The sequence below is a fragment of the Actinobacillus equuli genome (assembly GCF_900636745.1).
GTDB classification, from domain to species: Bacteria; Pseudomonadota; Gammaproteobacteria; order Enterobacterales; family Pasteurellaceae; genus Actinobacillus; species Actinobacillus equuli.
In genome coordinates, this window is record NZ_LR134310.1 from 1,022,567 (window position 1) to 1,043,690 (window position 21,124).

General features: G+C 42.9%; 11 protein-coding genes, 1 tRNA gene and 3 rRNA genes. 9 read left to right on the plus strand and 6 right to left on the minus strand.

All coding sequences use genetic code 11. The features are described from left to right. Positions 1 to 14 precede the first annotated feature (14 nt). The 9 genes from xylG (at position 15) to cysI (ending at position 13,614) form a co-directional block, all read left to right on the plus strand. Entirely contained in the window at positions 15 to 1,529 is a 1,515-nt protein-coding gene (xylG, locus tag EL121_RS04715; protein ID WP_039198104.1) for a D-xylose ABC transporter ATP-binding protein, read from the plus strand. Positions 1,530 to 1,532: 3 nt separating this feature from the next. After that, positions 1,533 to 2,660 (plus strand): sugar ABC transporter permease, encoded by a 1,128-nt coding sequence (locus tag EL121_RS04720; protein WP_039198106.1) that lies wholly within the window; start codon positions 1,533 to 1,535, stop codon positions 2,658 to 2,660. 256 nt (positions 2,661 to 2,916) lie between these two features. Next, positions 2,917 to 4,368 (plus strand): MFS transporter, encoded by a 1,452-nt coding sequence (locus EL121_RS04725; RefSeq protein ID WP_081978375.1) that lies wholly within the window; start codon positions 2,917 to 2,919, stop codon positions 4,366 to 4,368. A 17-nt stretch (positions 4,369 to 4,385) separates the two neighbouring features. After that, positions 4,386 to 6,074: a glycoside hydrolase family 43 protein gene (locus tag EL121_RS04730; protein ID WP_039198109.1), complete on the plus strand. Its 1,689-nt coding sequence runs from the start codon at positions 4,386 to 4,388 to the stop codon at positions 6,072 to 6,074. 156 nt (positions 6,075 to 6,230) lie between these two features. Beyond that, the gene (locus EL121_RS04735) at positions 6,231 to 7,412 is read left to right on the plus strand and encodes a XylR family transcriptional regulator (protein ID WP_039198111.1); all 1,182 of its coding nucleotides are present in this window, start codon (positions 6,231 to 6,233) and stop codon (positions 7,410 to 7,412) included. 4 nt (positions 7,413 to 7,416) lie between these two features. Next, positions 7,417 to 9,438, plus strand: a complete 2,022-nt coding sequence (locus EL121_RS04740; protein WP_039198113.1) for a M13 family metallopeptidase — start codon at positions 7,417 to 7,419, stop codon at positions 9,436 to 9,438. Positions 9,439 to 9,512: 74 nt separating this feature from the next. After that, complete coding sequence (locus EL121_RS04745) at positions 9,513 to 9,740, plus strand: zinc ribbon domain-containing protein (RefSeq protein ID WP_039198115.1); 228 nt, start codon at positions 9,513 to 9,515, stop codon at positions 9,738 to 9,740. A gap of 268 nt (positions 9,741 to 10,008) precedes the next feature. Then, positions 10,009 to 11,820 (plus strand): assimilatory sulfite reductase (NADPH) flavoprotein subunit, encoded by a 1,812-nt coding sequence (locus tag EL121_RS04750; RefSeq protein WP_039198117.1) that lies wholly within the window; start codon positions 10,009 to 10,011, stop codon positions 11,818 to 11,820. A gap of 27 nt (positions 11,821 to 11,847) precedes the next feature. Continuing rightward, a complete protein-coding gene (cysI, locus tag EL121_RS04755) occupies positions 11,848 to 13,614 on the plus strand; it encodes an assimilatory sulfite reductase (NADPH) hemoprotein subunit (protein ID WP_039198120.1) in 1,767 nt (588 codons plus the stop codon). A 63-nt stretch (positions 13,615 to 13,677) separates the two neighbouring features. Here cysI and EL121_RS04760 read toward each other — a convergent pair whose 3' ends face one another. The 6 genes from EL121_RS04760 to murI all read right to left on the minus strand — a co-directional run bounded on the left by EL121_RS04760 (position 13,678) and on the right by murI (position 21,086). Then, complete coding sequence (locus EL121_RS04760) at positions 13,678 to 14,520, minus strand: glycosyltransferase family 8 protein (protein ID WP_039198123.1); 843 nt, start codon at positions 14,518 to 14,520, stop codon at positions 13,678 to 13,680. A gap of 253 nt (positions 14,521 to 14,773) precedes the next feature. Next, positions 14,774 to 14,889: ribosomal RNA gene (gene rrf / locus EL121_RS04765) — 5S ribosomal RNA — on the minus strand. Positions 14,890 to 15,041: 152 nt separating this feature from the next. Continuing rightward, positions 15,042 to 17,941 (minus strand): 23S ribosomal RNA (locus EL121_RS04770). A 221-nt stretch (positions 17,942 to 18,162) separates the two neighbouring features. Beyond that, positions 18,163 to 18,238 (minus strand) — tRNA-Glu (locus tag EL121_RS04775). A gap of 152 nt (positions 18,239 to 18,390) precedes the next feature. Continuing rightward, a 16S ribosomal RNA gene (locus tag EL121_RS04780) occupies positions 18,391 to 19,930 on the minus strand. Together the 16S, 23S and 5S rRNA genes with 1 tRNA gene alongside form the textbook arrangement of a ribosomal RNA operon. 352 nt (positions 19,931 to 20,282) lie before the next feature. Continuing rightward, positions 20,283 to 21,086 carry a glutamate racemase gene (murI, locus tag EL121_RS04785; protein WP_039198125.1) on the minus strand — a complete coding sequence of 268 codons (804 nt, stop codon included), beginning with the start codon at positions 21,084 to 21,086 and terminating at the stop codon, positions 20,283 to 20,285. Positions 21,087 to 21,124: the final 38 nt, after the last annotated feature.

Below are 21,124 nucleotides of genomic sequence, written 5' to 3' on the forward strand. Positions count from 1 at the left end.
TAGAGGAAAGGATTATGGCTCAATTATTAGAAATGAAAAATATTACCAAGCGGTTTGGTGATGTCGTTGCCCTTAACAATATTTCTATCTCATTAGAATCCGGCGAGGTACTTTCTCTCTGTGGTGAAAACGGTTCAGGCAAATCGACCCTGATGAAAGTGTTATGCGGTATTTATCCATATGGTGATTATGAAGGTGAGATTTATTTCTCAGGCGAAAAACTCACCGCTAAAAATATCAAAGATACCGAAGAAAAAGGCATTTCCATTATCCACCAAGAATTAACTCTCGTGAAAAATATGACCGTGCTTGAAAATATGTTTTTAGGCAACGAGATGAAAAACTATGGAATAACAAACGATAATGAAATGTACCTGCGTTGTAAGACCTTACTGGAACAGGTACAACTGAATATCGACCCGAACACCAAAGTTTCCGAGTTAGGTTTAGGTCAACAACAATTAGTTGAAATTGCCAAAGCGTTAAATAAACAAGTGCGCTTATTAATTTTAGACGAACCAACCGCATCTTTAACCGAAACAGAAACAGCAATTCTGCTCAATCTTATCAAGGACTTACAAGCACATAATATTGCGTGCGTCTATATTTCGCACAAACTCAATGAAGTCAAAGCAATTTCAGACAATATCTGTGTGATTCGTGATGGCGAATATATCGGCACTCGCCCGGCAAAAGGTATGAGTGAAGATGACATTATTACCATGATGGTCGGCCGTGAAATTACTTCACTTTATCCACACGAACCGCACGATATTGGTGAGGAAATTTTACGAGTGGAAAATATCACCGCTTGGCATCCAACCAATACACATATAAAACGGGTAGATAATGCTAGTTTTTCACTACGTCGTGGTGAAATCTTAGGTGTTGCCGGCTTAGTCGGTTCAGGCCGAACTGAAATGGCGCAATGTATTTTCGGTTCTTATTTAGGTAAATACCAAGGTGATATTTATGTAGAAGGACAAAAAGTCCAAATCAAAAATTGCGCTCAAGCAATTGAGAAAAAGATTGTGATGGTGCCGGAAGATCGTAAAAAACACGGGATTGTGCCGATTATGGGCGTCGGTAAAAACATCACATTAGCCGCATTACCGCAGTTCTGTTTCGGCAAAAAAGTGATTAATGAACCGTTAGAAGAAACCATTATCAACCAATCTATCGCCAAACTTACGGTGAAAACTTCTTCGCCGGAGCTTGCCATAGGGCGTTTAAGCGGCGGTAACCAACAAAAAGCAATCCTAGCGAAATGCCTGTTGCTCAATCCTAAAATTCTGATTTTAGATGAACCGACCCGAGGCATTGACGTTGGGGCAAAATACGAAATCTACAAACTCATCAACCAACTTGCCCAACAAGGAATGGCAGTGATTGTTATCTCATCAGAATTACCGGAAGTGCTGGGTATAAGTGATCGTGTGCTTGTCATGCACCAAGGCAAAATCAAAGCGGATTTAATCAATCATAATTTAACCCAAGAACAAGTGATGGAAGCCGCCCTCAAGGAGTAACCTATGAACAAGTTAAAATCAATTAATTTACAAGTTTATATTATGTTGATTGCCATTGTCGTGATTATGGCATTCTTCTCTGTTGCCACTGACGGGGCTTATGTAAGTGCGAGAAATATCTCTAATTTACTCCGCCAGACTTCTATCACGGGGATTCTCGCTATTGGTATGGTGTTTGTGATTATCTCGGCAGAAATTGATTTATCAGTCGGTTCGATGATGGGCTTACTCGGTGGATTTGCCGCAATTACTAATGTTTGGTGGGGCTGGCCACTTTCCGTCACTATCATTGTTACCCTTGTGCTAGGTTTATTATTAGGCGCGTGGAACGGTTGGTGGGTTGCTTACCAAAAAGTGCCGTCTTTCATTGTCACGCTCGCCGGTATGCTTGCTTTCCGTGGCGTACTAATCGGCTTAACCAACGGTACAACCGTTTCACCAATCAGCCAAGATATGACTGTAATTGGTCAAGGTTATCTTTCTGATACGGTGGGGATGATTTTAGGTACAATCGGTATGTTCCTATTCATCGCTTGGGGCAGTTACCAACGTAAAGCACGTCAAAACCTTAATTTAAATGTGCCGGCCATGGGTAAAGAAACGATGAAATACGGCTTGGTAGCAATTGTGGTACTTGGCGCTATTTATCTACTTAACGACTACCGTGGCGTACCATTCCCAGTATTATTACTCGCTTTACTCACGATTGCCGGTACATTTATCGCACGCAAGACCGCATTTGGTCGCCATATCTATGCGATTGGCGGCAATATTGATGCTGCCCGTTTATCAGGGATTGCAGTAGAAAAAGTGAAATTAATGATTTTTGCAATCAACGGATTATTAGTCGGTATCGCCGGTTTGATTTTAAGTTCTCGCTTAGGTGCAGGCGCACCGTCAGCCGGACAAAATGCCGAACTTGATGCAATTGCAGCTTGTGTTATCGGCGGTGCAAGTTTAGCCGGTGGTATCGGCTCTATCTATGGTGTGGTGATCGGTGCTTTCATTATCGCCTTACTCGACAACGGTATGAGTATGTTAGACGTTCCAACTTTCTGGCAATACATTGTAAAAGGCGCAATCTTATTGCTTGCAGTCTGGGCGGATAGTATGAGTAAGAAAAAAGCCTAATTTGGTTACACAACAAGCGGTCAAATTCTTGCAAAATTTTACAGAAATATGGCCGCTTATTATAAGCATTTTTCAAAAAGCATATCTCTTTAAAAAGATATGCTTTTTTATATCCTATTGATTTCATTATTTTTATTGTTTTGTGGCAGAGATCACAAAAGCGAAAAAACGTAATAGCATAAAAAAGAATGATAATTGAAGTGCGAATTTTTTTACTTGAAAATAAGCTCGTCAATTTAACCAAAAGGAGTTCATTATGAACATGGCAACTGATAAAAGTAACGAGTTTGCTAAACTCAGTACCTTTGAGCGTATTGCGTATGGTAGCGGTGATTTAGCACAGAATTTGGTATTTGGTACGGTTGGCGGTTTCTTACTGACTTACCTTACTACGGTAAACGGTATTTCTGCCGCAGCAGGTGCGACAATCTTCTTAATTGTGAAATGGAGTAATGTGTTTTGGGATCCTTGGGTTGGGGCATTTATTGATAAAAGCAAACCGACCAATCAAGGTAAATATCGTCCTTATTTACTGAAATTTGGTATCCCGCTTGTTATTTTGGCCTCCTTACTTTTCTTACCGATTGAATCCGTCCGTGGTTCTGTGATTTACGCTTTCCTTTCTTATTTTGCCACCGCAATGATTTATTCTTTTGTGAATATTCCTTATGGCTCGCTTTCCGCATCTTTAACCCGTGATACGGAAGAAATCGCTAAACTCACCACAACCCGTATGACCATGGCAAATATTGCCAATTTACTGGTTTATACCTTGTTCCCTCTTTTTGTCCAATTACTTGCCCCTCATGCAGAACTTAAAAATACCGGCTTTTTCGGTATCGAGTTGCAATTAGGCGATTATATGTCGGCAGCAGCGGGGCCGGCGTGGTTTAAAGTCTATGCGGTTTATATGGTGGTTGGCTTTGCGGCATTAATATTCTCTTATGCGGGGATTAAAGAGCGCATTATTCCAACCGAAGAAGAAACCCAAAAAGTAAAATATTCCGACCTTATCATCGAATTAAAACGCAATCGTCCGCTACAAATTCTTGGTCTATTCTTTTTAATCGGTTTTACCTTTATGTTTTTCGGAAATACCGTGTGGCCGTTCTACTTAAAATATAACATTGGTCATTCCGAATGGATTGCTTCTATCGGGTTATTAGGTTCAATTCCGGGTATTTTCCTGGTGTTCTTATGGCCTAAATTACGCCGTAGCATCGGTAAAAAGAATTTCTTCCACTTATTTCTCGGTATTTTCGTATTAGGACAACTCTGCTTATGGGTATGGCAATTTGACGCTTTCAAAGATTCGCCGACTCTTGGTTATATCGGTCGTTTCTTACAACAATGGGGCTTAACTTCTGCAACCGGTTTTATGTGGGCGTTAGTGCCTGAAGTGATTACCTTTGGTGAATTCAAATCGAAAAAACGTGTTGCTGGCATTATCAATGCGTTAATGGGCTTGTTCTTCAAAATCGGCTTGGCGTTAGGCGGTATTATCCCCGGTTACATTAATGCGGTTTATGGCTTTGACGGCACATTAGCCGCACAAACCGGCGATGCGTTAGCCGGTATTAATATTTCAATGATTTGGGCGCCGATTGTATTAGCGATTGTCGCGAGTATCGTGATGAGTCGTTACCCGCTCAGTGATACCGATATTGATCACATCAATGAAAAAATCACCGCCTATTCAAAAAAATGATTTCACAGGAGTTTATTATGCAAATTCAAAATCCAATTTTACCGGGCTTTAACCCGGATCCGTCAATTGTTCGAGTAGCAGACACTTACTATATTGCCACTTCAACTTTTGAATGGTTCCCCGGTGTGCGAATTCACGCTTCGAAAGATCTTGTACACTGGAACTTAGTCAAAAATGTGCTAGATACGACAACCTTGCTGGATATGAAAGGCAATCCATCTTCGGGTGGTATTTGGGCGCCTGATCTCTCCTATGCCGACGGGCAATTCTGGTTAGTTTATACCGATGTGAAAGTGGTGGACGGCGCTTTCAAAGACATGACCAATTACTTAACGACTGCGAAAGAGATTCAAGGTCCATGGTCTACGCCGATTAAGCTCAATGGAGTCGGTTTCGATGCCTCACTGTTCCACGACGATGACGGCAAAAAATACCTCGTGCAACAAACTTGGGATCATCGTGAATATCATCATCCGTTTGATGGCATTACCTTAACGGAAGTTGATGTCAACACGATGAGACTCAAACCGGAAACACAGCGCACTATTTTTGAAGGCACGGAAGTGAAATTGGTTGAAGGTCCGCATATTTATAAAATCAATGGCGAATATTATCTGTTTGCCGCAGAAGGCGGTACGGTCTTTACTCACCAAGAAGTGGTCGCTCGCTCGAAAACGCTTGATGCATATTCTTTCCAACTTGCGCCGAATACGCCGTTTATTACCAACTTTGATACGCCGAATTCTTATCTACAAAAACAAGGGCATGGTTCTTTGGTACAAACACCAAGCGGTGAATGGTATTACGCTTCATTAACCGCACGTCCGTGGAATCACGCGACTGAATCGGCAACCGATCCTCGTGGTTGGTCGACATTAGGGCGTGAAACCTCAATTCAAAAAGTTGAATTTGATCAAGACGGCTGGCCTTATATTGTCGGTGGACACGGCGGACGTACCTTTGTCGAAGCGCCGAAAGATGCGATTTTTACCGAAGCACCGGCAGATCACTCACAACACGATGAATTTGATCGCCCAACACTGGATATGAATTGGAATACCTTACGTGTTCCGTTTAGCCCTCAAATGGGAGAAGTGGGCAATGGCTCATTAAAACTTATTGGACGTGGCTCACTTGCCAATACGCACGATTTATCGCTAATCGCTCGCCGTTGGCAAGCCTTCTATTTTGATGCGGAAACTAAAGTGAAATTCACGCCGTTTTCCTATCAATCTATGGCAGGTTTAACTAACTATTACAACCATTCACATTGGTCTTGGATTTTCATCACCAAAAACGACCAAGGTCAGCAAGTGATTGAAGTGGCGGAAAACAAAGGTGGCGCACGTAATGGACAATATACTTCGTATCTGAAAGATAATGCGATTGTGATTCCGGACGGTACGGAATACGTCTGGTTTAAAACCAAAGTACGTAAAGAATCCTATACCTACGAATATTCATTTGATGGCAAACAATGGCATAGCATTCCAGTAGTGTTAGACGCTGCCGTATTATCGGATGATTACGTGTTGCGTAGCTACGGCGGCTTTTTCACCGGGGCTTTTGTCGGCTTAGCTGCGGTTGATTATTCAGGTTATGAATCCACCGCTGAATTTAGTTACTTTGACTATAAAGAACTGGGCGACAAACAACTTGCTGACGGCTCGTTCTCTTGGCAAAAATCCGAAAGCCGTTTCGGCTAGTCTTTTATGCCGCCCAAGCGGTGGCTCATCTTCTCAAACCTCGCATTGTAAGATATGCGAGGTTTGCAAAATTTCGCTGAAATTTGACCGCTTGTCATTCCTCTTTTGCGCATAAAAGTGATTTATCTTATAGTAACGCTTCAAAAGGAGGGACAAATGTCAGATCAAAGCTTCAAAATTGCACTGCTTTTTAATGCAAATAAAATTTATGATCGCCGAGTTATTGAAGGGATCGGGCAGTATATCCAAGCATCGCAATGTACTTGGAATATCTTTATGCAAGATGATTTCACCTATCATAAAAAAGATATTGAGGGGTTATTAATTGACGGAATTATTGCCGATTTTGATGACCCGGAAACCGCCACGTTATTAGGCGAATTAAATATCCCGGTCATTGCAGTTGGCGGCTCATATCAAAATAACGCTTTTTATCCGAAAGTACCTTATGTCGCCACCGATAATTACGCGCTGGTCGAAATGGCATTTTTACATTTAAAACAAAAAGGCATTAATCAGTTTGCCTTTTACGGCATTCCAAGTGATGAACAAAAACATTGGTCAGTGGAACGTCAAAATGCCTTCTTAAGTTTAATGGAAAAATATGAACACCAACCGAATGTTTATTTAGGCCATCAAGTGAATTCGAAAAATTGGCTGGAAGCACAATCCGCTTTAAGCGAATGGTTAGTCTCTTTGCCGGCGCAAACTGGTATTATTGCGGTAACCGATGCCAGAGCCAGACATTTATTGCAAGCCTGTGAATATCTAAATATTGCTGTGCCGGAACAAATTTCTGTCATTGGTATTGATAATGAAGAACTGATTCAGCATCTATCTCGCGTCTCACTTTCTTCTGTGGTACAAGGTACGAAGCAAATCGGCTATCAAGCAGCAAAAATGCTACATCATTTATTCGAGGGCAAAAAATTAAGCCTTTCTCCCTTGTTGATCCCGCCATTACGGGTAGAACAACGCCGTTCCACCGATTTCCACGCATTCCAAGATCCGTTTGTGATTCAAGCAATGCACTATATTCATCATAATGCCTGCAAAGGAATTAAAACTGAGCAAGTTCTCGATCATTTAAGAATTTCACGTTCTAATTTAGAACAACGTTTTAAAAACGAATTGAATAAGACAATTCACCAAGTGATTCATGAAGAAAAACTTAATCGTGCAAAATATATGCTACAATTTACTGATATTTCGATCCAAGAAATTTCAGAAATTTGCGGTTATCCCTCTTTACCCTATTTCTACTCGGTATTTAAAAAAGAATATTTGGATACTCCAAAAGCATTTAGAGAAACCCATCATAAAATTTTAGTTGAGTAAGGTTATGGCAAAAAAATTTTTATTGAGTCTGGCAGCCCTTTCACTTGGATTAGCCGGCTGTACAACTTATCAATCCACTTTAACGGAAGGTGTCGATAACACCGTTGCGCCGCAACAAGATTTTTATCGCTTTGTAAACGGCAAATGGCTTGCAACGGCGCAGATTCCGGCAGACAGAACCTCATGGGGAACGCTAGCGGAATTAAACGAGTTGAATGAACAACGCTCGATTAAGTTCTTACAAGCGGTCATTTCCGAGCCGAAATTTGTAAATGATGCGAAAGCCCAACGTTTAAAAGCGGTATATGAAACCTACACGGACTTAAATGCACGTGAGCAAGCTGGGCTTAAGCCGATTGCTAAAGATATTGAGAAAATCAAACAGCTCAATACCTTTGCCGATTTAGAACGCTATTTGATTGAAGAAACCAAAGCCGGTAACGAAGTTTTATTCGGTTGGTCGGTATTCGCTCATTTAAAAAACTCCCGCCAAAACGGGGTCTATTTAAGTAATGTGGATTTAGGTTTAAGCAACGATTACTTCCAAAAAGATACGCCGGAAAATCGTGCAACATTAAAGCTCTATCAAGCGTATATTGAGCAGATTTTAGGTTATGCCAATGTCAGCAATCCGGCAGCAAAAGCGAAAGCGATTGTTGCTTACGAAAAAGCGATTGCGAAAACATTATTTACCAATGAAGAAGATCGTGACGTCCAAAAACGCTACAACCCAACCAATATGGCACAGCTGAAAAAACTGAGTAAAAACATTGATTTAGCTCAGTATTTGAAAGCGGTTGGCGTGGAAACCGATGAGGTAATTTTATATGAGCCTCGTTATTTCCAAGCGTTGGATCAGCTTATCAATCCGCAAAACTTAGCGGTAATTAAAGACTACTTATTATTCCGTACCTTATCGGATAACGCCCCTTACTTAAACAAAGAAATGGATGATGTTCGTTTTGAGTTTTACGGCAAAAAATTAGTAGGTCAGAAGCAACAACGTCCGTTAGAAAAACGTGCTTTAGCCACGATAAATAGCTGGCTCGGACAAGAATTTGCACAGTTTTATGTGGCAGAATTCTTCCCGCAATCGGCAAAAAACGACGTGCTTGAAATGGCGAAGTATTTAGTTAAAGCCTATCATCATCGTATTGATAACTTAGCTTGGATGTCGGCGGAAACCAAACAAAAAGCGAAAGCTAAATTAGATAAGTTTATTGTCGAGGTCGGTTATCCTAACAAATGGCGAGATTACAGTAACTTAACCCTTAAAACCGTGGCGCAAGGAGGTACGCTCTACGCCAATATGCAACAAATTGCCAAATGGAGTTACGACTATAATCTTGCCAAAGTCGGCAAACCGGTTGATTTAAATGAATGGGGAATGTTACCGCAAGTGGTAAACGCTTCGTATAGCCCATTAATGAACCGTATTGTGTTCCCGGCTGGTATTTTACAAGCGCCGCTTTATAGCCAACAGGCAGATCCGGCGGTTAATTTCGGCGCAATCGGGGCGATTATCGGTCATGAAATCACCCACGGTTTTGACGATAGCGGTTCAAAATTTGACGGCGAAGGCAATCTAAAAGATTGGTGGACAGCGGACGACCGCAAAAAATTTGAAGCCTTGGCAGATAAATTAGTCGCACAATTCGATCAGTTTGAAGTCGCACCAAAAGTATTTGTCAACGGGCGTTTTACCTTAGGTGAAAATATTGCCGATTTAGGCGGTTTGAGTATTGCTTACGATGCGCTGAAGCTGTACGAGCAAGATCACGGCAGCAGCCCGACGATTGAAAACTTTACCAGCGATCAACGTTTCTTTATGAGCTGGACACGTTCGTGGCGTCATAAAGCGACCGTGCAAGCGCTTACTCACCAAGTGAAAAGTGATCCGCACGCCCCGGGGCAATTCCGCGCTTATGCGCCGGTACTGAATATCAGCGGCTTCCACCGTGCATTCGGTACTAAAGCCGGCGATAAAATGTATCGCAATGAGGCGGAGCGTATTCGTATCTGGTAATCGCAAGCGGTCGAATTTTGACAAAATTTTGCAAAAAAGCAGCCAAATCCGACCGCTTGTTTTAAGGAACTGTTATGGCATTACAACGTTGCCCAGAGTGTCGGCACAAAATTAGCGAGAGTGTTATCGCTTGCCCGCATTGCGGCTTTTCATTTAAAGAAGCGGACTTAGCCGTTTATCGTGAAAAATTGGAACAACGCCGCTTACATAATCAAGCACTCAACCGCCAAAATGCGAAAGTACAGCTGTTTTGGCTATGCGTCTTTGCAGTTGTTATCACGATCGCTTGGCTGATCAATTAAGTATAGGGCGTCATTGCGCCCTATTATTCTTTCGACTAATTATTCACTCTAATACATAGCAAAATCTTTGCTAATATTCCGAAAGCGCATAAAAACATACCGTTTTCTCTCCTCTCGTCACAAATTCATTTATAAACTTTGATCTAAGCCCACATTTTAAATTCTATATTCCATTTTGCTCTAAACTATGCCCTGTTAGTATTTTTAAGAATAATAAAATCACTCTATAAATACGCCATTGAAGTATTTTTAAACGTGGGGATTTTATATGAGCGTTGAGACGAAAGGCGAATTACCTTTATCCGCTGAAACCGTACAAGTTTTGGCAAATTTAGATTATTTGCAACTGGCATGGCTATCTGGCTACGCTTGGGCAAAGGCACAAGGCACAAATAGTATTGGTGAAAATTTTGCAAAAAATCCGTCAAATTTGACCGCTTTGGTGCCGGCAGAACCGCTTAAAGTGACTGTGCTTTCCGCCTCACAAACCGGCAACGCCAAATCGGTCGCAGATAAACTCGCAGAGCGCTTAACTACTGAAGGGGTAAATGTGACTCGCACCTCATTAAAAGACTATAAAGCGAAAAATATTGCCGATGAGAAGCTCGTTTTATTAGTCACATCAACGCAGGGCGAAGGCGAAGCACCGGAAGAAGGCGTAGTGTTATTAAAGCTGCTCAATGGTAAAAAAGCACCGAAATTAGACCGCTTGCAATTTGCCGTATTAGGTTTAGGCGATTCTTCTTATCCGAATTTCTGCCAAGCTGGCAAAGACTTTGATCAGCGTTTTTATGATTTAGGTGCAACACGCTTATTCGATCGTGTGGATGCCGATTTAGACTTCCAAACGACCGCCGATCAGTGGATCAATGAGATTGTCGAAATCATTAAAGCCAAAAACAACGAAAGCGCTGTAATTAATTTAGCGCCAACTGCGTCCCAAACTCCCGTAGTAACCAATCAATCAAAATACAATAAAGCAAATCCATTTCCGGCAACGCTTATCACCAACCAACGTATTACGGCAAAAGATGCGGAAAAAGACGTTCGCCATTTGGAATTTGATTTAAGCGGTTCCGGTTTAAGTTACCAATCCGGTGATGTACTGGGCGTTTACTTTGAAAATGATCCGGCGTTAGTCAATGAAATCCTAACCGCTCTCGGCTTATCTGCAGAAGAACAAGTGGCTCTGCAAGATCAAACGCTACCGTTATCTACTGCTTTACAAACGCAGTTTGAATTAACGCAAAACACAGCGGCTTTCGTCAAAAATTATGCAGTTCTCGCTAATCATACAGAACTCAATGCAATTGTAGCGGATAGCGAGCAATTGCAAAATTTTGTGCAAAATACACCGCTTGTTGATGTCATCAATAGTTATCCGGCAGCTCTCTCAGCAGCTCAGTTGCTTGCCTTACTGCGCCCACTAACCCCTCGTTTATATTCGATTGCCTCCGCACAAGCCGAGGTCGGTGAAGAAGTACATCTCAGTGTTGGCGTTGTCCGTTACGACTATAACGGCAAAGCACGTGCAGGCGGTGCTTCCAGCTATTTAGCCGATCGTGTTGAAGAAGACGGGCAAGTACGGATCTTTGTTGAACATAACGACAATTTCAAATTGCCGCAAGATTCCTCCAAACCGATCATTATGATTGGCTCCGGTACCGGTATCGCACCGTTCAGATCCTTTGTACAACAACGTGCCGCCGATGAAGCGGAAGGTAAAAACTGGCTGATTTTCGGTAATCAACATTTCGCCTCCGATTTCCTATATCAAACCGAATGGCAACAATTCGCTAAAGACGGCTTCCTACATAAATACAGTTTTGCATGGTCACGAGATCAGGAGCAAAAAATTTATGTACAAGACAAAATCCGTGAAGAAGCCGAAACACTATGGCAATGGCTACAGCAAGGGGCTTATCTCTATGTATGCGGTGATGCAAGCCGTATGGCGAAGGACGTAAATCAAGCGTTATTAGACGTTATCGCCCAGCAAGGCAATCTAAATGCGGATGAAGCAGAAGAATATTTAGATAATTTACGTGAAGAAAAACGTTATCAACGTGATGTTTATTAAAAATCAGTGGAATTTAGGAGTGAGAAAATGAGTGATAAACAAACCAAAGGCTTAGAGTGGCAAGAAAAACCGTTATCTGACAACGAGCGTTTAAAAACCGACAGTAATTTCTTACGTGGCACAATTTTAGATGATTTAAAAGACGGCTTAACTGGCGGTTTCAAAGGTGATAATTTCCAACTGATTCGCTTTCACGGTATGTATGAACAAGACGACCGAGATATTCGTGCCGAGCGTTTAGAAGAGAAACTCGAGCCATTAAAATTTATGCTACTTCGCTGCCGTTTACCCGGCGGTATTATCAAACCTTATCAATGGATTGAAATTGATAAATTTGCCCGTGAACACACCCGCTATCAATCCATTCGTTTAACCAATCGCCAAACGTTCCAATATCACGGCGTACCAAAAGGCAAATTACAGCCGATGCACCGTTTGTTACATAGCATCGGTTTGGATTCAATTGCGACCGCTGCCGATATGAATCGTAACGTACTTTGTACTTCAAATCCGATTGAAAGCGAATTACATCAACAAGCTTATGAGTTTGCGAAAAAGATTTCGGAACACCTCTTGCCTCGTTCTCGTGGCTATTTAGATGTTTGGGTGGACGGTAAAAAAGTCGAGAGCTCGGACGATTTGCTTAAGATTGAAGATGAACCGATTCTCGGTAAAACCTTCCTACCTCGTAAATTTAAAACCGCGGTCGCTATTCCACCGCTTAACGATGTGGATGTGTATGCCAACGATTTGAACTTTATTGCAATTCAAGATGAAAACGGACAGCTATGCGGCTTTAACGTATTAGTCGGCGGAGGATTATCCTTCGAACACGGTAATACCAAAACTTATCCGAATGTCGCTTATTCACTCGGTTTTGTACCATTAGAACATACGCTTGCCGCCGCCGAAGGTGTGGTAAAAACCCAACGTGATTTCGGTAACCGTTCTGATCGTAAAAATGCACGTGTACGTTATACCGTACAAAATATGACGCTTGACGGCTTTAGAGCGGAAGTGGAACGTTGTATGAATATCAAATTCGAACCGACACGTCCGTATGAATTCACTGAACGAGGTGACCGGATCGGCTGGGTAAAAGGTATCGACAATAACTGGCATTTAACCTTATTTATCGAAAGTGGTCGTATTACCGACCGAGCGGACAAACCTTTAATGACAGGCGTGTTAGAACTCGCTAAAGTACATAAAGGTGATTTTCGTATTACCGCAAACCAAAATTTGATCGTGGCAAACGTTGCGGAACAAGATAAAGCACAAATTGAAGCAATTGCTCGCCAATACGGATTAATCCAAGAAATTTCAAAATTGCGTGAAAACGCAATGTCTTGCGTATCCTTGCCGACTTGTCCATTGGCAATGGCGGAAGCGGAACGCGTATTACCTGACTTTATTACTGAGCTTGATAAAGTGATGAGCAAACATCAAGTTTCCGATGAAAGTATTATTACTCGTATCACCGGCTGCCCAAATGGCTGCGGGCGAGCAATGTTGGCAGAAATCGGTTTAGTCGGTAAAGCAATTGGACGTTACAACCTACATATCGGCGGCGATCGTGCTGGTTTGCGTATTCCTCGCTTATATAAAGAAAATATTACTTTACCGGAAATTGTGAATGAAATTGACCAATTAGTCGCACGTTGGGCAACTGAACGTCAAACCAACGAAGCTTTCGGCGATTTTGTTATTCGCTCTAATATCATTGCCCCGGTTGTCAATGCTCATATTGATTTCTGGGATACAACGAAAATTATTCCAACAACTATAATCTAAACCTCGTGGTATAACACACCACCTTGCGGTTAGTCTGTAAAGTAGGGCAGATTGACCGCTTTTTTATGCCGCACGATATTGAATTAGTTCAGCCCACTCTAAACGATGGAAGAACCAATAACGTTGTTCTATATCCAATTGATTTTCACAGCCGGCAACCCACGGTTTATAAGCACAATTGTAGTGAATAACTAACGGCTGCTGCCCATTAATATCCATAATCTCCGAATACAATTCAAAATGATTTAATTGCTGTAAGTAATAGTAATTACCAAATTGATAATTATATTTCCGATGTAAAGGTAACCAAGTATGCCTAAACAGCATATTTAAAATATCTTGGTCTCCTAAATCACCACCTTGACGATTATATTGTTCAATGGTTTCCAACAACTTTTGTTGTAAATCCGGAATTTCTCGCCATTTTTTATTATTTAACAACAACACGCCTGAATTAAAGTAGGGATAACAGTCTAATATAGTGTGCCTAAAATAACGGCTACTTAGAATATAATCTTCAACAGCGCCTAGCATATAATTGCTGATATCGTGATCATAAAGTTCTCTCAATGAACCGTTTACAATGATATCGCTATCTAAGTACAACACTTTATCTGCTTGGATAATTTGTGGAATCAAACAGCGGTAGAAAGTACTCTCACTAACATGAGCAATCGTTTTCAAATTCTGGAAAAAACTTGCGTTAATTGAGACATTTGTGATTTCACTTTTGAAATAAGCCAGATATTGATTTAAAGCTTTAAACCATTCATGAGAATAATCTTTATTAATTAAATAGAAGTGAACATTTGTATCATAGAAACAAACTGATTTGACTAAGGTAATCACTTGTTCCGCATATTTGCGATCAGCTGACAGAACAATATGCATAGGCTCGTAGGACATAATATTTCCGCTCATAACATAACAATTAATAGATATGCGTCTTTCCCGAACAAGCGGTCAAATTTCCCTGCTGTTTTGCAAATTACGGCGGTGGAGGCTGTTGAAAGAAGGGAAAAAAGAGAAAGGAGAAGCTGAATAAAGATAAAAATGAGGTTGAGATTGAGGATGAGGCTGAAGATAAAACAACAGCGTTGTCCGTTGTAAAAAAGCAAAAACCCCGTGGTTATCGCTAACCACAGGGTCCCTAAATTCAATCTGGCGATGCCCTACTCTCACATGGGGAAGCCCCACACTACCATCGGCGTTACTGCGTTTTACTTCTGAGTTCGGAATGGAGTCAGGTAGAGCCACAGCACTCTGGTCGCCAGAATATTCTGTCGATGACTTCGGCTATCGCCTTCGTCTTTATCTGTCTTTTTCTTTGTTCTTTATCTGCTTTTTATTCGCACTTTAAATTCGAAACAAGCTGTTACTGATTTTCTAGTCTTTAGTCTTCATGCCCAAAAACACTTGAGCGTTGTATAGTTAAGCCTCTCGGGCAATTAGTATCCGTTAGCTCAATGGCTCACACCACTTACACACCAGACCTATCTACGTCGTAGTCTCCAACAACCCTTACAGTCTTATAGACTGGGAGAACTCATCTTGAGGCAAGTTTCGTGCTTAGATGCTTTCAGCACTTATCTCTTCCGCATGTAGCTACCCAGCAATGCCTCTGGCGAGACAACTGGAACACCAGTGATGCGTCCACTCCGGTCCTCTCGTACTAGGAGCAGCCCCTCTCAATTCTCCAACGCCCACGGCAGATAGGGACCGAACTGTCTCACGACGTTCTAAACCCAGCTCGCGTACCACTTTAAATGGCGAACAGCCATACCCTTGGGACCTACTTCAGCCCCAGGATGTGATGAGCCGACATCGAGGTGCCAAACACCGCCGTCGATATGAACTCTTGGGCGGTATCAGCCTGTTATCCCCGGAGTACCTTTTATCCGTTGAGCGATGGCCCTTCCATTCAGAACCACCGGATCACTATGACCTGCTTTCGCACCTGCTCGACTTGTCTGTCTCGCAGTTAAGCTTGCTTATACCATTGCACTAACCTCACGATGTCCGACCGTGATTAGCAAACCTTCGTGCTCCTCCGTTACTCTTTGGGAGGAGACCGCCCCAGTCAAACTACCCACCAGACACTGTCCGAGACCGCGTTCCGCAATCTTCGTTAGAACATCAAACGTTAAAGGGTGGTATTTCAAGGACGCCTCCACAATCACTGGCGTGACTGCTTCAAAGGCTCCCACCTATCCTACACATCAAAATTCAATGTTCAGTGTCAAGCTATAGTAAAGGTTCACGGGGTCTTTCCGTCTAGCCGCGGGTACACCGCATCTTCACGGCGATTTCAATTTCACTGAGTCTCGGGTGGAGACAGCCTGGCCATCATTATGCCATTCGTGCAGGTCGGAACTTACCCGACAAGGAATTTCGCTACCTTAGGACCGTTATAGTTACGGCCGCCGTTTACTGGGGCTTCGATCAGGAGCTTCTCTTTCGATAACACCATCAATTAACCTTCCAGCACCGGGCAGGCATCACACCCTATACGTCCACTTTCGTGTTTGCAGAGTGCTGTGTTTTTAATAAACAGTTGCAGCCAGCTGGTATCTTCGACCGGTTCAACCTTCGAGAGTAAATCTCTACAATCTACGCCGGCGCACCTTCTCCCGAAGTTACGGTGCTATTTTGCCTAGTTCCTTCACCCGAGTTCTCTCAAGCGCCTGAGTATTCTCTACCTGACCACCTGTGTCGGTTTATAGTACGGTTTAGTATAACCTGAAGCTTAGTGGCTTTTCCTGGAAGCGTGGTATCGGTTACTTCGTCTCCGTAGAGACTCGTCATCACTTCTCGGTGTTAACGGAATTCCGGATTTGCCTAAAATTCCCACCTACCGGCTTAAACAGACATCCAACAGTCTGATAACCTAACCTTCTCCGTCCCCACATCGCAGTTATACCAAGTACGGGAATATTAACCCGTTTCCCATCGACTACGCTTTTCAGCCTCGCCTTAGGGGCCGACTCACCCTGCCCCGATTAACGTTGGACAGGAACCCTTGGTCTTCCGGCGAACGAGTTTTTCACTCGTTTTGTCGTTACTTATGTCAGCATTCGCACTTCTGATACGTCCACCAAACTTCTCAATTCAGCTTCATCCGCTTACAGAACGCTCCCCTACCCAACAGTATTTCTACTGATGCCGCAGCTTCGGTGACTAGTTTTAGCCCCGTTACATCTTCCGCGCAGGCCGACTCGACTAGTGAGCTATTACGCTTTCTTTAAATGGTGGCTGCTTCTAAGCCAACATCCTAGCTGTCTAAGCCTTCCCACTTCGTTTCCCACTTAACTAGTACTTTGGGACCTTAGCTGGCGGTCTGGGTTGTTTCCCTCTCCACGATGGACGTTAGCACCCACCGTGTGTCTCCTGAGTATCACTCTTCGGTATTCGCAGTTTGCATCGGGTTGGTAATCCGGGATGGACCCCTAGCCGAAACAGTGCTCTACCCCCGAAGGTGTCCGCTCAAGGCTCTACCTAAATAGATTTCGGGGAGAACCAGCTATCTCCCGGTTTGATTGGCCTTTCACCCCCAGCCACAAGTCATCCGCTAATTTTTCAACATTAGTCGGTTCGGTCCTCCAATTAGTGTTACCCAATCTTCAACCTGCCCATGGCTAGATCACCGGGTTTCGGGTCTATACCTTGCAACTCAAACGCCCAGTTAAGACTCGGTTTCCCTTCGGCTCCCTTATTCAGTTAACCTCGCTACAAAATATAAGTCGCTGACCCATTATACAAAAGGTACGCAGTCACCCCATTAAGAGGCTCCCACTGCTTGTACGTACACGGTTTCAGGTTCTATTTCACTCCCCTCACTGGGGTTCTTTTCGCCTTTCCTTCACAGTACTGGTTCACTATCGGTCAATCAGGAGTATTTAGCCTTGGAGGATGGTCCCCCCATCTTCAAACAGGATTTCTCGTGTCCCGCCCTACTTATCGTCAGCTTAGTACCACAATAGACACTTCGAATACGGGACTATCACCCTTTATAGTCGAGCTTCCCAGCTCGTTCTTCTGTGTCTACTGCTATCACTAACAGGCTCTTCCGCTTTCGCTCGCCGCTACTTACAGAATCTCGGTTGATTTCTTTTCCTCGGGGTACTTAGATGTTTCAGTTCTCCCGGTTTGCCTCACTATCCTATGTATTCAGATAGTGATACTAGATTCTTCATCTAGTGGGTTTCCCCATTCGGATATCTTGGATTAAACGCTTCTTATCAACTCATCCAAGCTTTTCGCAGATTAGCACGTCCTTCTTCGCCTCTGATTGCCAAGGCATCCACCGTGTACGCTTAGTCACTTAACTATACAACCTCAAATGTTCTTATTCTTTCAAACTTCGCATTTGACGTTAGTTTTTAAACTAAACACTTAGCTGCTTTTGTTCAGCTAAGATTTTTTAACTACTCAGACTTTCAATGTATTCGTTATCGCTTTCGCTTTAACGAACTTGAAAAATCTCTCAGTTTTTTCAGCTTGTTTCCAATTTTTTAAAGAACAATTTAGACAACAAAAGTCATCTTTAAATGGCGTCCCCACGGGGATTCGAACCCCGGTTACCGCCGTGAAAGGGCGATGTCCTAGGCCTCTAGACGATGGGGACAACATTTAAAGATGCTCTCCACTTTGCCATTTGAGCGCATTATTCTACGTTAAATTCCGTTATTTTTCAATAACTTTTTAAACCACTTAACGTAAACGCTTATTCATTCATCAAACAATCTGTGTGAACACTTGCAGTCGCTTAATTCTTGGTAAGGAGGTGATCCAACCGCAGGTTCCCCTACGGTTACCTTGTTACGACTTCACCCCAGTCATGAATCATACCGTGGTAAACGCCCCCCTTGCGGTTAAGCTATCTACTTCTGGTACAACCCACTCCCATGGTGTGACGGGCGGTGTGTACAAGGCCCGGGAACGTATTCACCGCAACATTCTGATTTGCGATTACTAGCGATTCCGACTTCATGGAGTCGAGTTGCAGACTCCAATCCGGACTTAGACGTACTTTGTGAGATTTGCTCCATGTCGCCATATTGCTTCCCTCTGTATACGCCATTGTAGCACGTGTGTAGCCCTACTCGTAAGGGCCATGATGACTTGACGTCATCCCCACCTTCCTCCAGTTTATCACTGGCAGTCTCCTTTGAGTTCCCGACCAAATCGCTGGCAACAAAGGATAAGGGTTGCGCTCGTTGCGGGACTTAACCCAACATTTCACAACACGAGCTGACGACAGCCATGCAGCACCTGTCTCATGGTTCCCGAAGGCACTCTCGTATCTCTACAAGATTCCATGGATGTCAAGAGTAGGTAAGGTTCTTCGCGTTGCATCGAATTAAACCACATGCTCCACCGCTTGTGCGGGCCCCCGTCAATTCATTTGAGTTTTAACCTTGCGGCCGTACTCCCCAGGCGGTCGATTTATCACGTTAGCTTCGGGCACCAGACTTAAAGTCCAATCCCCAAATCGACAGCGTTTACAGCGTGGACTACCAGGGTATCTAATCCTGTTTGCTCCCCACGCTTTCGCACATGAGCGTCAGTACATTCCCAAGGGGCTGCCTTCGCCTTCGGTATTCCTCCACATCTCTACGCATTTCACCGCTACACGTGGAATTCTACCCCTCCCTAAAGTACTCTAGTTGACCAGTATGAAATGCAATTCCCAGGTTAAGCCCGGGGCTTTCACATCTCACTTAATCAACCGCCTGCGTGCCCTTTACGCCCAGTTATTCCGATTAACGCTCGCACCCTCCGTATTACCGCGGCTGCTGGCACGGAGTTAGCCGGTGCTTCTTCTGTAGTTAACGTCAATTACCAAATCTATTAAATTTGATACCTTCCTCGCTACCGAAAGAACTTTACAACCCGAAGGCCTTCTTCATTCACGCGGCATGGCTGCATCAGGGTTCCCCCCATTGTGCAATATTCCCCACTGCTGCCTCCCGTAGGAGTCTGGACCGTGTCTCAGTTCCAGTGTGGCTGGTCATCCTCTCAGACCAGCTAGAGATCGTCGGCTTGGTAGGCCTTTACCCCACCAACTACCTAATCCCACTTGGGCTCATCTCATGGCATGTGGCCTTGCGGTCCCACACTTTAATCCGAAGATATTACGCGGTATTAGCTACAGTTTCCCGTAGTTATCCCCCTCCATAAGCCAGATTCCCAAGCATTACTCACCCGTCCGCCACTCGTCACCCAAGGAGCAAGCTCCTTCGTGCTACCGTTCGACTTGCATGTGTTAAGCCTGCCGCCAGCGTTCAATCTGAGCCATGATCAAACTCTTCAATTCAAAAAGTTTAATCGCTCAATAAACTGCTTAGCTAAGTTTACATATTACTTTAAAAGTAAAAATGAATTTCTAGTTTAAGCACCTATTAAGACTTCAAAATCAAAAATATTTTTTAATTAAGTCAATCAACAAGTGCCCACACAGATTGTCTGATAAATTGTTAAAGAACAAAAAGAAACGACGCACTGGCAATCAATTTTAAATCGTTCACAACAGTGCGTCGTTGTGTGAGGTGCATTATAGAGAAATCTAAAATCCTTGCAAGCACTTTTTTCATATTTTTTTATCGAATGTTGCGTTTTTCACCACTTTTATGCAATAAAAAACAATAACATATTGATTTATAAAGAATTTACTTTTGAAAAAAATTTAGTAATTCTAACCGCTTGAAGCCCCATTGTTGCATGATTACTTCTCTTTTAGAGAACTCTTCATCCATTTTTGTGCAAAAGGCGATATTTTCCCTGTTTTGTGCTGAATTCTCTTGCGAGAACTCACTAAGTAAATCGCTTACCCTATTAGCGATGCCATTGCCCGGATCAATGAAGTACTTCACATTCGGGAGCAATTGCTGTAATTCTTGTTTTACGAGCGGAAAGTGAGTGCAACCTAAAATCACGGTATCAAGCGTTGGATGCGTTTGCCATTCAGTGATCACTTCACCTAATCGTTCTTGATCGACTTGCCCTGTTCGGATTTTTTCTTCTACCAGTTCTACTAATGCAGTGCTTCCTATTTTTTCCACGACACAATCTTTAGCATACTTTTCGATAAGCTCTGCAACATATGGTCGCTCAACCGTACCTTTAGTGGCGAGCAGTCCGATTGTTTTTGTCTCAGAGACCGCCGCCGCCGGTTTAATTGCCGGTACGGTTCCAACAATTGGAAAGGTAAATTTTTCTCTTAAAGCGGGTAATACGACCGTACTTGCGGTATTGCAAGCAACCACGACCATATCAAGCGGGTATTTTTCTGCAATTTTTTGCACAATTTTAACCGCTTGTTCAATTAATACATTTTCAGAACGTTCGGAATAAGGGAAATAAGCATTGTCGAAACAATAAAGATAATAGGCATTCGGTAAAGTCTGGCGAATAGCATCATAAATGGTTAGCCCGCCCATTCCCGAATCATATAAAAGGATTGTTGGTTTCATATTATAGAAAGAAAGAAAATATTTGATGAAATGCTACT

Bases quoted from the DNA above. Each gene is read 5' to 3' on its own strand.
- cysI (WP_039198120.1), top strand. From the start codon at position 11,848: ATGAGTGATAAACAAACCAAAGGCTTAGAGTGGCAAGAAAAACCGTTA.
- EL121_RS04725 (WP_081978375.1), top strand. From the start codon at position 2,917: ATGAACATGGCAACTGATAAAAGTAACGAGTTTGCTAAACTCAGTACC.
- EL121_RS04750 (WP_039198117.1), top strand. From the start codon at position 10,009: ATGAGCGTTGAGACGAAAGGCGAATTACCTTTATCCGCTGAAACCGTA.
- EL121_RS04745 (WP_039198115.1), top strand. From the start codon at position 9,513: ATGGCATTACAACGTTGCCCAGAGTGTCGGCACAAAATTAGCGAGAGT.
- EL121_RS04760 (WP_039198123.1), bottom strand. From the start codon at position 14,520: ATGTCCTACGAGCCTATGCATATTGTTCTGTCAGCTGATCGCAAATAT.
- EL121_RS04740 (WP_039198113.1), top strand. From the start codon at position 7,417: ATGGCAAAAAAATTTTTATTGAGTCTGGCAGCCCTTTCACTTGGATTA.
- EL121_RS04730 (WP_039198109.1), top strand. From the start codon at position 4,386: ATGCAAATTCAAAATCCAATTTTACCGGGCTTTAACCCGGATCCGTCA.
- xylG (WP_039198104.1), top strand. From the start codon at position 15: ATGGCTCAATTATTAGAAATGAAAAATATTACCAAGCGGTTTGGTGAT.
- EL121_RS04720 (WP_039198106.1), top strand. From the start codon at position 1,533: ATGAACAAGTTAAAATCAATTAATTTACAAGTTTATATTATGTTGATT.
- EL121_RS04735 (WP_039198111.1), top strand. From the start codon at position 6,231: ATGTCAGATCAAAGCTTCAAAATTGCACTGCTTTTTAATGCAAATAAA.
- murI (WP_039198125.1), bottom strand. From the start codon at position 21,086: ATGAAACCAACAATCCTTTTATATGATTCGGGAATGGGCGGGCTAACC.